The following is a 13,452-nucleotide window of genomic DNA, read 5'->3' on the forward strand; positions in this document are numbered from 1 at the left end:
ACAACATGCCCTCACCCCCACACCCCCCGCCCTCCCACCTCTCCCCCTGTGGACAACCACCACGACTGGGGAGTTCTGCACGTCGTTCCACGTCCATTCCGCTCCCCAAACCAAACAGAGGGGATCAGGTGAGGGTGCGGTGGGGGCCGTTGATGACCAGGGCCTGGCCGTCGTGCATGGGGAGGTAGGGGACGTTGGTGCGGTCGTAGAGGGCAGCGACTTTCTCCAGGAGCTCCATTTCCGGGTGGCCGGGGGAGTTCAGGTGCGGGACGATGGCGTGGTCGAGGACACCGAGACCGTCCCAGATCACCTCGCCTTCGACCGCGTCGACGTCGTCGCATAGTTCGAGCCCGCGCAGGCTGGGCGCGAGGACGCACGGCCCCGCGCTGTACCCGGCGTACACCAGGTGGTCGGAGCGGATCAGATCAGGGAGGATCCGGTCGGCACCGGAGCGCGCCATCGCCTCGCGGAGGACGAAGACGTTCCCCCCGCGGACCCAGACTCCGTCGTACGTCGAGAAATCGGCGGACTCCCGGAGATCGAGCTCCTCGGGACGCAGACCCAGTTCGGTCAGCCAGGTGATCTCGGCCGCCACCTTCTCCTTGCGTTCGCCAGGCTCCTCGAAGTCGATCGAGTTGCAGATGACGGCGACCCGGCCGCTCGGTGGCAGGAGTGCCACCAGGCGCTCGGGATGGTCACCCAGACGGAAGGAAGACAGGTACAGCCTCACTGCGAGTCCACGAGCAGGTCCAGCGCGTGGTCGAGGTCGTCCGGGTACTCCGAGGTGAACTCGACGTACTCGCCGGTGCCGGGGTGGTTGAAGCCGAGGCGCATGGCATGCAGCCACTGCCGGGTGAGCTGGAGCCGCTCGGCGAGCACCGGGTCGGCGCCGTACGTCAGGTCGCCGCAGCACGGATGGCCGATGGCGGACATGTGCACGCGGATCTGGTGGGTGCGGCCGGTCTCGAGGGTGATCTCGAGCAGGGTCGCGTACCGGAACGCCTCGAGCGTCTCGTAGTGAGTGACGCTCGGCTTGCCGCCCGCGACGACGCCGAACTTGTAGTCGTGGTGCGGGTGCCGGTCGATCGGCGCGTCCACGGTCCCGGTGAACGGGTCCGGGTGGCCCTGGACCAGCGCGTGGTAGATCTTCTTGACCGTGCGCTCCTTGAAGGCGCGCTTGAGCACGGTGTACGCGTACTCGGTCTTGGCGACGACCATCAACCCGGAGGTGCCGACATCGAGCCGGTGCACGATGCCCTTGCGCTCGGCAGCGCCGCTGGTGGAGATCGTGAAGCCGGCTCCGGCCAGGTGGCCGATCACGGTCGGGCCGGTCCAGCCGGGCGACGGGTGCGCGGCGACTCCGACCGGTTTGTCGACCACGATGATCTCGTCGTCGTCGTACACGATTCGGAGGTTGTCCACGGTCTCGGGCACGACGGTCACCGCGGCGGGCGGAGCCGGTAGTTCGACGTCCAGCAGTACGCCGGCCGCCACCCGGGACGACTTCGGAGCCGGGGCACCGTCGACCTGGACCAGGCCGGACTCGATCAGCTCGGCGGCCTTGGTCCGGGACACGCCGAACAGGCGGGACAGCGCCGCGTCCAGGCGCTCGCCGGCCAGCCCATCCGGCACCATCACGGTCCGGGAGTCACTCACTTCCGGTGGTCTTTCGTACCGTCCAGGCGGACGCCGCGCAGAGTCTGGAGCACCAGCAGGCAGGCGGCCGTGGTGACCGCCATGTCGGCGACGTTGAAGATCGCCCAGTGCGGGGTCTGCAGGAAGTCGATGACGTGCCCGTGGAACGGCGACGGCTCGCGGAAGACCCGATCCATGATGTTGCCGACCGCACCGCCGAACAGCAGCCCGAACGCGATCGCCCAGCCCACCGACCCCAGTCGCCGGGACAGGTAGATGACCCCGGCCGCGACGGTGATCTGGATGACGCTGATGTACGGCGTATACCCGGCGCCGAGACTGAACGCGGCTCCCGAGTTCCGGATCAGGTTGAACTTCAGCAGGCTCCCGATCACGTTCACCGGCTCACCCGGCGTCAGATGCTGGAGCGCCAGAGCCTTCGTCAACTGATCCAGCCCGAGGATGACCAGCCCCACGACGGCGAAGATGAGGGTCCACTTCCAGGACTTCTTCGGCGGCGGCGTGGCAGGGTCCGGAGACGACGGAGAACCGGCCGACTCGTGGTCGGCCGGTTCCGGCGTCGGTTCAGCGTCGTCCCCCGCCTGACGGGACGAGGTGTGGTTCAGCGACGTTCTTCGCGTTCTTTGCATGACACGCACAGTGTCGCACGCGGGAACGCCTGCAACCGACCCTTGCCGATCGGGTTGCCACAGCTCTCACAGACGCCGTAGGTGCCGTTCTCGATCCGGGCCAGGGCCCGCTCGATCTGGTCCAGCATGTCCCGGGCGTTGTTGGCCAGCGACATCTCGTGGTCGCGCTCCAGCGTGGTGGAGCCGACGTCGGCCTGGTCGTTACCGGCTCCGTCACCGCCGTCGCGGAGCAGGCCCACGATCTCCTGCTCGGCGTCGCGGATCTCCTCCCGCAGGTGCACCACGTCGGCCTCCAGCTCGCCGCGCAGTTCGGCCAGCTCGGCCGTCGTCCACGGGGTCTCCCCGGATTTCACCGCGAGGGTCTCAGCCTTGCGTGCTGCGGACTTCGCCGGCGCCGTTGCCGGGGCCCTGTTCTCGTTCGTCTTCATGGCCACCCTCTTCGTCGGAGCTTTCTTGGCAGGGGTCTTCGCAGCTGTCTTCTTCGCCGCGGCCGAACTTGTGGATTTCTTCGCCGCGGAAGTCTTCTTGGCCGGTGAGGTCTTCGCCGGCGCCTTCTTGCGGGCCGTGGTCTTGGCCTGCTCGGTCGTCTTCTTCGCGGCGCTCTTCTTGGCCGCGGCGGTGCGTTGGGGGGCGGTCTTCTTGGGAGCCGATGTAGCCATGGTCAGCTACCCCCTGCCTTCGTCGGAGACTGAAGCGGACTGGTCGCAAGACATTAGGCCACGTGTTCACCACGTGCCAGTCCGACGCGCAGACCGTGGACATACGGTAGTCGGTTCTTCAAGGCCACTCGATGTTCCGCGCGTCACAGTCGCATCTGCGACTGTCTCACCACCCGAGTCTGTTTCGTTCCGAACGAGCATCAGTTCGGACCCAACTGGAATTCAGCCGAGCATCTGTTCGACGCCCCGCCGGATGTCGCTCTCCTCCCCCTTTGACGTCCTACCGCAGACCGAGGTCCGGAAGCACCCGAGCCCGCGGGAGAATTCTCATCCCTGAATCCTCCCCTGACCAGTGCTTTTCACTGCCTCACCCCGCCGGCCCCGGTCACTTAACGATTCGTAGTTGCCTGGTACTACGCCGTACACTGACAACCGCGATCCGCAAAGGCAGTGATGGGGCCATCACCCCGGAGCCGCCGGAAGAACGGTCCGCAAGGACCTATTAGAACCGGCCGCGGCGCGGGAAGGAAGTGGGTAGCTCCACCCGGAGTTACCAAGGAGGGTGGTACCGCGCGGTATCCGGCGACCAAAGCCTGGTACTTCGTCCCTCGTCAGCAGGTCACTGGCGACGAAGGACGACGTAACGATGGCGGCAGACACCCCGAGGACCCCGTGGCGGCAGGTCCCGGCACAAGTTGACTTCCCCGCGCTCGAGCGCGAGGTGCTCACCCGGTGGGACGAGAACGATCCCTTCGCCAAGAGCCTCGAGCAGACCGCGGGCGGACAGCCGTGGACGTTCTTCGAAGGCCCGCCGACGGCGAACGGCATGCCCGGCACCCACCACATCGAGGCCCGCGTCTTCAAGGACGTGTTCCCGCGCTATCAGACCATGAAGGGCTTCTGGGTCGAGCGCAAGGCCGGCTGGGACTGCCACGGCCTGCCGGTCGAGGTCGCGGTGGAGAAGGAACTCGGTTTCACCGGCAAGAACGACATCGAGGCGTACGGCATCGCCGCCTTCAACGCCAAGTGCCGCGAGTCGGTCCTGCGGCACGTGGAAGCGTTCGAGGACATGACGCGGCGGATGGGCTACTGGGTGGACATGGAGCACCCGTACTGGACCATGGACGCGCCGTACGTGCAGTCGGTCTGGTGGTCGCTGAAGCAGATCCATGACAAGGGTCTGCTGGTCGAGGACTACCGCATCACGCCGTACTGCCCGCGCTGTGGCACTGGCCTGTCCGACCACGAGTTGGCCCAGGGCTACGAGACGGTCGTCGACCCCTCGGTCTACGTCCGCTTCCCGCTCACCTCCGGACCTCTGGCCGACCAGGCGTCGCTGCTGGTCTGGACGACGACACCTTGGACGCTCGTTTCAAACACTGCTGTCGCAGTTCATCCCGACGTCGAGTACGTCGTCGCGACCGACGGCACCGAGTCGCTTGTCGTGGCAGAGCCGCTGCTGGACCGGCTAGGTGAGGGCTGGACGGTGACCGGCCGGTACGGCGGTCGTGAGATGGAGCGTTGGACCTACCAGCGACCGTTCGAGCTTGTCGAGTTCCCCGAGCCGGCGCACTACGTCGTACTCGCCGAGTACGTCACCACTGAGGACGGCACCGGTCTGGTGCACCAGTCCCCCGCGTTCGGCGCGGACGACCTCGCGGTCAGCCGCGCGTACGACCTGCCGGTCGTGAACCCGGTCGACAGCAACGGCCACTTCGCCGCCGACGTGCCGCTGGTCGGCGGGCAGTTCTTCAAGAAGGCCGACGAGACCCTGGTCAAGGACCTCCAGGACCGCGGCCTGCTCTACAAGCACGTGCCGTACGAGCACCCGTACCCGCACTGCTGGCGCTGCCACACCCCGGTCATGTACTACGCCCTCCCCTCCTGGTACATCCGCACCACCCAGGTGAAGGACGCGCTGCTCCGCGAGAACGAGAAGACCAACTGGTACCCGGACTCGGTCAAGTGGGGCCGGTACGGCGACTGGCTGCGCAACAACATCGACTGGGCCGTCTCCCGGACCCGCTACTGGGGTACGCCGCTGCCGATCTGGCGGTGCGCGGACGACCACCAGGTCTGCGTCGGGTCGCTGGCCGAGCTCAGTGAGCTGGCCGGACGCGACGTGAGCGAGACCGACCCGCACCGGCCGTACGTCGACGACATCACCTTCGTCTGCCCGACCTGCGGCGCGGAGTCCCGCCGGGTGCCCGAGGTGATCGACGCCTGGTACGACTCGGGCTCGATGCCGTTCGCGCAGTGGGGCTACCCCTGGGTCGAGGGCTCGAAGGAGAAGTTCGAGCAGACGTATCCGGCCAACTTCATCTCCGAGGCGATCGACCAGACCCGCGGCTGGTTCTACACGCTGATGGCGATCGGCACGCTGGTGTTCGACGAGTCGCCGTACCGCGATGTCGTCTGCCTCGGCCTGATCATGGCCGAGGACGGCCGGAAGATGTCCAAGCACCTGGGCAACATCCTCGAGCCGATCCCGCTGATGGACGACCACGGCGCGGACGCGTTGCGCTGGTTCATGGCCGCGTCCGGGTCGCCGTGGAAGGCGCGCGGCATCGGACCGAACGTGCTGAACGAGATCATCCGGAAGGTGCTGCTCACCTACTGGAACACGGTCGCCTTCCACGCTCTGTACGCGCGGCTGGCCGACTGGTCACCCACGGACGCGCCGCCGGTCGCCGAGCGATCGGTGCTGGACCGCTGGCTGGTCGGCGAGACGCACCGGCTGGTCCGCGACGCCGACGAGGCGTACGCCGTCTACGACACGCAGAAGCTTGGCACCGCGATCGGCGGCTTCGTCGACGTGCTCTCGAACTGGTACGTCCGGCGTTCGCGCCGCCGGTTCTGGGCCGGTGACCCCGGCGCGCTGGCGACGCTGCACGAGACGCTCGAGACGCTGACCCGGGTGATGGCGCCGCTGACGCCGTTCGTCACCGAGTGGGTCTGGCAGGACGTGTTCCGCCCGGTCACGCCCGGGCTCGCGGAGTCGGTGCACCTGACAACGTTCCCGGCGTACGACGAGAGCCTCATCGACGATGCACTCGCACAGCATGTGTCGATGGCACGTCGCGTGGTCGAGCTCGGCCGCTCGGCGCGGGCCGAGGCGAAGGTGCGCACGCGCCAGCCGTTGTCCCGGGCGCTGGTCGGATCGGCGGCGATCGCCGACCTGTCTCCGCAGTTGCTGCGCGAGATCGCCGACGAGCTCAACGTCGGTTCGGTCGAACCGCTCTCCTCCGCCGGCGCGGACCTGGTCGAGTTCTCCGCGAAGGGCAACTTCCGCGAGCTCGGCAAACGGTTCGCCAAGCAGACCCCGGTGGTCGCCGCCGCGATCGCCGCGGCCGACGCCGCCGCCCTCGCCGCGTCCCTGAAGGAGTCGGGTACGGCGACCGTCGTGGTGGACGGTGAGAACGTCGAGGTCGGCGAGTCCGAGGTGCTGCTGTCGGAGCGGCCGCGCGAAGGCTGGTCCGTGGTGAACGAGCAGGGCGAAACCGTTGCCCTCGACCTCGAGGTCACGCCGGAGCTCAAGCAGGCCGGCCTGGCCCGCGAGGTCATCCGGACCCTGCAGGAAGCCCGGAAGAACGCCGGCCTCGAGGTCTCGGACCGGATCAAGGTCTGGCTCACCTCGACCGACACCGACCTGACCGATGCCCTCGGCAAGCACAGCGACGAGATCGCCCGCGAGGTCCTGGCAGTCGAGCTGGCGCACTCGGCCCCGACCGAGTCGCCGGACGTTGCCACCGGCACCGAAGACGACCTGCACCTCACCTACTGGCTAGCCAAAGCCTGACCCCATCCCCCTCACCCCACCCATCCCCCTCACCCCACCCATCCACCCCACTCCACCCATCCACCCCGCCCGCATGCTCGCCCGTCCGCCCGCCTGTCCGTTCGTTCGTCCATGCCCATTTGGTGGGCTGACCCACCGGACGGTGGGTCAACCATCGGCAGGCGGCTGGCCAACCCACCGTCTCGTGGGTCAGCCCACCAGACGGGCGCGGGCGCGCGGGCGAGTGGGTCTGTACGCGGGCGGAGGCGCGGGCGGGCACGCCGACGAGTGGGTCGACCCACCGGATGGGGGGTTGGCCATCGGCAGGCGGCTGGCAGACCCACCGTCTCGTGGGTCAGCCCACCAGACGGGGCGGTCGGGTGGGCGGGTCTGCATGCTGGCGGGTGCGCCGGCGAGTGGGTCGACCCACCGGATGGGGGGTTGGCCATCGGCAGGCGGCTGGCAAACCCACCATCTCGCGGGTCAGCCCACCAGACGGGGGCGGGCGCGCGCGGGTCTGCATGCGGGCGGGCGCGCGGGCGAATCGGTCTGCAGGCGGGCGGGAGGGCACGCGCGAATGGGTCGGGCGGGTGGTTAGCGCGGTGGGCGGACGGTGCGGGCTCGGAGGGGTGGGGTGGCGCCGAGGTGGTTGATGGTGTCGACGAGCAGCAACCGGGCTGCTTCGATGCGCTCGGTGCCGAGGGCTCGGCGGAGTTCTGCGTCCAGGGCCGCCCGATGACGCCGGGCCGCGGCGATCACGGACTGTCCCCGCTGGGTGAGTACGACGTTCCGCGCGCGAGCGTCGGCGGGATCCGGCTCGCGGGTCAGGTAGCCACGATGCTCGAGGTCCACGACCGACTTGGACGCGGCCTGCTGGGTGACACCGAGACGCTCGGCCAGTGTGCTGATCGTCACCGGGCCGCTGACCAGATGCTGGAAGATCACCCCGTCGGCGAATCGGGTGTCCTCGAAACCGTCCGCCACCAGGCGGCGCTGCAGCTCGTCGGCCAGCGCCCAGCCGGCGAACAGCGAGGCGAGTGAGAGGTCCGCACCGGCCGGATCGAAGTCCATGCCGCGAACTATACAACCGTGGTTGTGTATCGGCTAACCTACAACCATGGTTGTGCAAAAGGAGTTTCTGGATCGGGCGCACCGGATCGTGTGGTGCACCGTCGCGACCGTCGGACCGGATCACCGGCCGCGGACCCGCATCCTCCATCCGCTGTGGGAACTGGCGGATGAGCTGACCGGGTGGATCGTCACGCGGGCGACGCCGGTGAAGGTGCGACACCTTGCCTACAGCCCGTACTTGAGTTGCAGCTACTGGGAGCCCGGTCATCAAGTGGCTGTCGCGGACTGCCGCGCGGAGTGGGTCGCCGATGTCGCGACCAGGCAACGAGTCTGGGAACTGTACCGGGGCGAGCCGGCACCGCTCGGCTACAACTTCTGGAGTGTGTTCCCCGACGGCCCGGCCGGGGAATCGCCCTCCCTGCTACGGCTGACGCCGTACCGGCTGCGGCTCACCGACGTCGAGACGCTCAGTGGCCGGAAGGATCCGCTCGCCTGGCCCTGACACCCTGTCACCGCAACGGGACGGTGTGTCAGACGTGGCCAGACATGCCGAAGAGGCGGTGCTGCCGGAAAGCACCGCCTCTTCTCGAGGTTTTTTAGACGCCGTGACCGTGAGCCTGGGCGCGAGCCTCCGGGCGGAAGCCGTTGCGCGGGCTGAGCGTGTCGTCGCCGTTCCCGAGCGCCTTGAGCTGCTCGGTGAAGTACGTCTTCAGCCGGCTGCGGTACTCGCGCTCGTAGGCGTGCAGGTCGTCGATCGTGCGCTCGAGCTGACCCTTCTGCTTCTCCAGCGTGCCGAGCATCTGGGCCCGGCGCTCGGCGATCTCGCCGTCCAGCTTCTCGGCGCGGGCACGGGCCTCGCCGGTCATCCGGTCGGCCTTGCCACGCGCCTCGTTCTCCAGCCGCTCGGCCTTGGCGCGGGCCTCGCCGATGATCTTGTCGGCGGTGTCCTTCGCCTCCTGGACCAGGTCGTCGGAGTGCTTGGTCGCCATTTCCAGCAGCCGCACGGCGGAGCTGGACGCGTCCCCGACAGTGCCTGCTGCCGCAGCAGCCCCCGCGGCCGCAACAGCGGGCACCACGGGTGGCTTCTCCTCCGGCTTCTCGACGACGACCGGGGGCTTGGGCTGCTGCACGACAGGCGGCAGCGCAGCGGTCTGGTCGACGACCGGCCGCTCCTGTCCCGCGCCCGCGCGCTGAGCCGCCGCGAGCTTGGCCCGCAGCTCCTCGTTCTCGGCGAGAAGTCGCTCGAGCTCGGCCTCCACCTCGTCGAGGAAGGAGTCGACCTCTGTGACGTCGTAGCCCTCCCGTAGTCGGACGGGCGTGAATTGCTTCGAGCGGACGTCATCCGGCGTCAGCGGCATCTTTCACCTCGTTTGTCTGTGTCTTGGCGGAGTCCCCGTGGCCTTCACCTCGGCGACTCAGTAGATCACGTTATCGCTTCGTTGTGTTCTGACGGAATCCGGGCGGGCGATAACGCTCCACTGCCCCCGCGGAGAGTCTCGACAACTCAGCCGTTTCGTCGAGACTCTACCTACCCAGTACCCGGTGTACTCACCCTCCGACCCGGCAGAACCTCCGCCGGTTCCCTGTCCGGCCCGATCCGCTGGGTCACAGCGATCCGAGCGCGGTCGAGTTGATCGACATCGCCACGGAGACGATCACGAACAGCATCAGCATGGACAGGTCGATCCGGATCCCGCCGGCCCCGATCGGGGGCAGGATCCGCCGCAGCGGGCGCAGGAACGGATCGGTGACCGAGTAGATCAGTTCGAAGAACAGCAGCAGTGGGCCTTTCGGGTGCCACTGCGGCGCGAACATGACGATCAGACTGAGTACGAACCGCGCCACCAGCACCAGAAAGAAGGCGAGCAGCACCCAGTACAGAACACTGAGGACGAGCGTTAGAGCAACCATGTCGTCAATGAGTGTAGAAGACCGGCGAAGGGTTCGGGTCAGCTCTGGTTGTAGAACCCGTCCGCGGCGATCTTCTCCTTCTCCTCGGCGGCCACCGTCACGTTCGGCGGGCAGACCAGGAACACCTTGGTGGTGATCCGCTCGATCGAACCACGGCAGCAGAAGATCAGCCCGGCGGCGAAATCGACCAGCCGCTTGGCATCCGCGTGGTCCATCTCGGTCAGGTTCATGATGACGGGCGTGCCGTCGCGGAAGTGCTCACCGATGACGCGCGCCTCGTTGTAGCTGCGCGGGTGCACGGTGGTGATGCGGGCCAACTCGGTAACCTCCGGGGACGGTGCAACACCACGTCGATCTGGAAACTTGCTCACCGTTGCGCCCTGCTCCTCGCGACCCGAGTGAGATTGCGACTCGGTGCGGGATTCACGGGCCTCGCGGCTCTCCCGGCCGGCGGGCACCGGCTCGGGCTCGTGGGACTCCCCGTCGACGGCTTCGTCGTACTCCTCGTAGTCGTCGTACTCATCGTCGTAGCGAGCGTTGTAGCGCTCCCCGTCCTCGACCAAGCCGAGGTACACACCCATCTTGCGCAGTGCGCCGCTCATGGCCCTCCAGCCCCTCGATCCCGGTTCGACGACAACGGTGAGCAGGAAGCAAACCTGCTCGATGTCGACACTAACCGAGTGGAGGACGCGTACCGAGTAAGGCGCGCCCGAGCCGGACGTGTGTCGCGCCGCGCCTGATCGCGGCCTCCAGATCACCGGTCATCCCGGCCGAGATCCAGTCTGCGCCGGGGTGTTCGGAGCGTAGCCGGGACGCTACTTCTTGCAGCCCGGCGAAGGCAACGTCGGGGTCCGATCCCAGCGGCGCTACCGCCATCACGCCACCGAGCTCCAGCCGGTCCGCGGCCGCGACCTCCGCGGCCAGTTCCGGTACGGCGTCAGGCTCGACTCCACCCCGTTCGGCGCCGGTCGCGGCCTCACTCGATCCGTACGACGCCAGGCTGACCTGGAGCAGGCAGCGAAGAGTCTTCTCCTCGGCGACAGCGGCCTTCGACAGCGCGGCCACGAGTGACGAGCGGTCCACGGAGTGCACGATCGACGCGTTCCGGGCCACCGAGCGGGCCTTCTTCGACTGCAGTTGCCCGACGAAGTGCCAGGTCAGGTCCGCGCAGTCCGGTGCCTTCGCCTTGAGCTCCTGCTCGCGGTTCTCCCCCACGTCCCGGACCCCGAGGGCCGCCAGCGCCCGTACGTCGCTAACTGGGAAGGTTTTGGTGATCGCGACGAGGGTGACCTCGTCCGGAGACCTCCCGGCCGCCTGACAGGCCTTCTCGATCCGTTCCCGGACCTGCTGCAGATTGCTCCGCAGTTCGTCAGTACGTGTGCTCATTCCGCGGCCAGCTTGACCAGACCAGCCAGGCGTCCGCTGACCTTGCCTTCACGCCGGTACGAATACAGGTTCTCCGACTCGATCGTGCATGTGGTCGCGTCGATGACCTCGACCCCGAGTTCGGCCAGCTGCGACTTCACTCCAGCGGCCACGTCGATGGCCGGCGTACCCCACGTGGTCTCGGAGTACGACGCCGGCACCCGCTCCGCGATCTCGGCCCGCATCTCCGCGGGCACCTCGTAACACTTCCCACACGCATGCGGCCCGAGTACGGCGGTGATGTGCCGGGCACCGAGGTCACGCATCGCCTCGACGGTGGCCGGTACGACGCCGACGTACATCCCCGGGCGTCCGGAGTGGGCGGCACCGATCACGCGTTGCTCGGAATCGGCCAGCAGGACCGGGAGACAGTCGGCGGCACGGACAGCCAGCACCACATCGGACCTGGTCGTGACTATCGCGTCCGCGGTCGGTGTCGGGTCGGCCGGCAACTCGTCCCCCGGCCGGACCACATGAACGTCGCGCCCGTGGACCTGGCTGACCCGGACCACGGCCTCCGGCTCGACGCCGAAGGCCGCCGCGATGCGGCGGAAGTTCTCCGCGATCAGCTCCGGATCCTCGCCCGACCCGCCGAGGTTCAGCTCGCCGTACGGCGCTGTGCTCACACCGCCGAAGCGGTCGGTGACGGCGAAGCGGGCAGCGGAGTGAACCTCGTCGTAGCTGAACACGAACAAAGGCTACCGGCCCGGACGCTCCTTACTTCAGGAAGTCCGGGATGTCGAGGTCCTCTTCCGGCTCCGGCTTGCGGACCGGGCGGGCCGGCGCGGGCTGCGAGGAGGTGGAACCGGACGTCGAACCGCCGGTCGGCGAGTTGCTCGGACCGTTGGTCGGCCACGAGTGCGGCGAGGTCGGAGTGGCCGGCGTGTGCGGCGCGGGCTGCGACGGCACGGTGCGAACCGGGTCACCGGCCTGCGGGCGGGCCGAGTTGGTCGTGCCTGCTCCCGGACGGCCCTCGGTCGGGGCCGGCACCGGGACGGTGTCGTCGGTCGGAGCAGGCGGAGTCGTGGCCTGGCCGGCCGGGGTGCCCGAGGCCGGCTGAGCCGGACCGCCGTTCTGCCCCGCGGTGCCCTGGCCCGCGGCCGGCTGACCGGATGCGGACTGGCCGGCGCCAGGCTGATCTGCCGGTGGCTGACCCGGCTGCCCAGTCGCAGGCTGACCGCTTTGTGCCGGCGGGTTCGTCGTCCCGGACATCGGGGCCGAGTACGTCGACGCGTCGGTCGCCGGGCGCGTGGTCTGTGGGCGGGCCGAGTTCATCGCCTGCTCACGGCGCTTCGGCATCCCGCCGTCGAACCCGGCCGCGATCACCGTGACCCGCACCTCGTCGCCGAGGGCATCGTCGATGACCGCGCCGAAGATGATGTTCGCGTCCGAATGCGCGGACTCCGAGACCAGCTGGGCCGCCTCGTTGATCTCGAACAGGCCCAGGTCGGAGCCGCCGGCGATCGACAGCAGCACGCCGTGCGCACCCTCGATACTTGCCTCGAGCAACGGCGAGGAGATGGCCGCCTCGGCCGCCGCGACCGCGCGGTCCTCGCCGCGGGACGAGCCGATGCCCATCAGCGCGGATCCGGCGTTGGACATGACCGCCTTGACGTCGGCGAAGTCCACGTTGATCAGGCCGGGCGTGGTGATCAGGTCGGTGATGCCGGAAACACCCTGCAGCAGCACCTGGTCGGCCTGCTTGAACGCGTCCAGCACGGACACGGCGCGGTCGGAGATCGTCAGCAGCCGGTCGTTCGGGATCACGATCAGCGTGTCGACCTCTTCGCGCAGGGCGGCGATACCGTCCTCCGCCTGGGTCGCACGGCGCTTCCCCTCGAACGAGAACGGCCGGGTCACCACACCGATCGTCAGCGCACCGAGCGAGCGCGCGATGCGGGACACCACCGGCGCGCCACCGGTGCCGGTGCCGCCGCCCTCGCCCGCGGTGACGAAGACCATGTCGGCGCCCTTCAGCGCCTCCTCGATCTCCTCCGCGTGGTCCTCGGCGGCCTTCTGCCCGATCGCCGGGTTCGCGCCGGCGCCGAGGCCCCGGGTCTCCTCCCGGCCGATATCGAGCTTGACGTCCGCGTCGCTCATCAGCAGCGCCTGCGCGTCGGTGTTGATGGCGATGAACTCAACGCCCTTCAGACCGTGCTCGATCATCCGGTTGACGGCGTTCACGCCGCCTCCGCCGATGCCGACGACCTTGATGAGTGCCAGGTAGTTCTGCGGTGCCGCCACGTCCGCGCCTCTCGCCTCGTTCGTTTCCCGTTGTCCAGCGAAAAGACTGAACCTCAACTGAATGCTTAGACTTATGTCA

The 13,452-nt window shown here is 68.4% G+C and carries 12 protein-coding genes and 1 pseudogene; 2 read left to right on the forward strand and 11 right to left on the reverse strand.

Annotated features, from left to right (window positions below; genetic code table 11):
• Nucleotides 1-124 precede the first annotated feature (124 nt).
• Genes AB0I34_RS25720 through AB0I34_RS25735 form a run of 4 tightly spaced genes read right to left on the reverse strand, consistent with a single transcriptional unit; the run spans nt 125 to nt 2,944 of the window.
• Nucleotides 125-730 (reverse strand): Type 1 glutamine amidotransferase-like domain-containing protein, encoded by a 606-nt coding sequence (locus AB0I34_RS25720; protein ID WP_360449444.1) that lies wholly within the window; start codon nt 728-730, stop codon nt 125-127.
• Nucleotides 727-1,635, reverse strand: coding sequence for an RluA family pseudouridine synthase (locus AB0I34_RS25725; RefSeq protein WP_360449597.1), 909 nt, complete (start codon nt 1,633-1,635; stop codon nt 727-729). The genes AB0I34_RS25720 and AB0I34_RS25725 overlap by 4 nt, the downstream gene beginning before the upstream one ends.
• Before the next feature lie 17 nt (nt 1,636-1,652).
• On the reverse strand, nt 1,653-2,285 hold the full coding sequence (gene lspA / locus AB0I34_RS25730; protein ID WP_360449447.1) for a signal peptidase II: 633 nt from the start codon (nt 2,283-2,285) through the stop codon (nt 1,653-1,655).
• A complete protein-coding gene (locus AB0I34_RS25735) occupies nt 2,258-2,944 on the reverse strand; it encodes a TraR/DksA C4-type zinc finger protein (protein ID WP_360449450.1) in 687 nt (228 codons plus the stop codon). Before AB0I34_RS25735 ends, lspA begins: the two co-directional genes overlap by 28 nt.
• A gap of 646 nt (nt 2,945-3,590) precedes the next feature.
• Between AB0I34_RS25735 and ileS the strand changes: the two genes are divergently transcribed.
• A complete protein-coding gene (ileS, locus tag AB0I34_RS25740) occupies nt 3,591-6,743 on the forward strand; it encodes an isoleucine--tRNA ligase (protein ID WP_360449452.1) in 3,153 nt (1,050 codons plus the stop codon).
• Between the two features lie 573 nt (nt 6,744-7,316).
• On the opposite strand, the gene AB0I34_RS25745 is transcribed toward ileS, so the two are convergent.
• Entirely contained in the window at nt 7,317-7,793 is a 477-nt protein-coding gene (locus AB0I34_RS25745) for a MarR family winged helix-turn-helix transcriptional regulator (protein WP_360449455.1), read from the reverse strand.
• A gap of 46 nt (nt 7,794-7,839) precedes the next feature.
• Here AB0I34_RS25745 and AB0I34_RS25750 point away from each other — a divergent pair, with 46 nt between their 5' ends.
• A complete protein-coding gene (locus tag AB0I34_RS25750; RefSeq protein WP_360449458.1) occupies nt 7,840-8,295 on the forward strand; it encodes a pyridoxamine 5'-phosphate oxidase family protein in 456 nt (151 codons plus the stop codon).
• Between the two features lie 94 nt (nt 8,296-8,389).
• Here AB0I34_RS25750 and AB0I34_RS25755 read toward each other — a convergent pair whose 3' ends face one another.
• From AB0I34_RS25755 to ftsZ, 6 genes and pseudogenes are all read right to left on the reverse strand, one after another.
• On the reverse strand, nt 8,390-9,151 hold the full coding sequence (locus tag AB0I34_RS25755; RefSeq protein WP_131351431.1) for a DivIVA domain-containing protein: 762 nt from the start codon (nt 9,149-9,151) through the stop codon (nt 8,390-8,392).
• Between the two features lie 247 nt (nt 9,152-9,398).
• Nucleotides 9,399-9,704 carry a YggT family protein gene (locus AB0I34_RS25760; protein ID WP_360449460.1) on the reverse strand — a complete coding sequence of 102 codons (306 nt, stop codon included), beginning with the start codon at nt 9,702-9,704 and terminating at the stop codon, nt 9,399-9,401.
• 38 nt (nt 9,705-9,742) lie between these two features.
• Nucleotides 9,743-10,306 carry a cell division protein SepF gene (gene sepF / locus AB0I34_RS25765; RefSeq protein WP_360449463.1) on the reverse strand — a complete coding sequence of 188 codons (564 nt, stop codon included), beginning with the start codon at nt 10,304-10,306 and terminating at the stop codon, nt 9,743-9,745.
• A 70-nt stretch (nt 10,307-10,376) separates the two neighbouring features.
• Nucleotides 10,377-11,090 carry a YggS family pyridoxal phosphate-dependent enzyme gene (locus tag AB0I34_RS25770; protein WP_360449466.1) on the reverse strand — a complete coding sequence of 238 codons (714 nt, stop codon included), beginning with the start codon at nt 11,088-11,090 and terminating at the stop codon, nt 10,377-10,379.
• Complete coding sequence (gene pgeF / locus AB0I34_RS25775) at nt 11,087-11,818, reverse strand: peptidoglycan editing factor PgeF (RefSeq protein WP_360449468.1); 732 nt, start codon at nt 11,816-11,818, stop codon at nt 11,087-11,089. Before pgeF ends, AB0I34_RS25770 begins: the two co-directional genes overlap by 4 nt.
• A 610-nt stretch (nt 11,819-12,428) precedes the next feature.
• Nucleotides 12,429-13,373 (reverse strand): annotated as a pseudogene (gene ftsZ / locus AB0I34_RS25780) (cell division protein FtsZ); the annotation flags it as partial.
• Nucleotides 13,374-13,452: the final 79 nt, after the last annotated feature.

Source organism: Kribbella sp. NPDC050281 (assembly GCF_040655855.1).
GTDB lineage: Bacteria > Actinomycetota > Actinomycetes > Propionibacteriales > Kribbellaceae > Kribbella.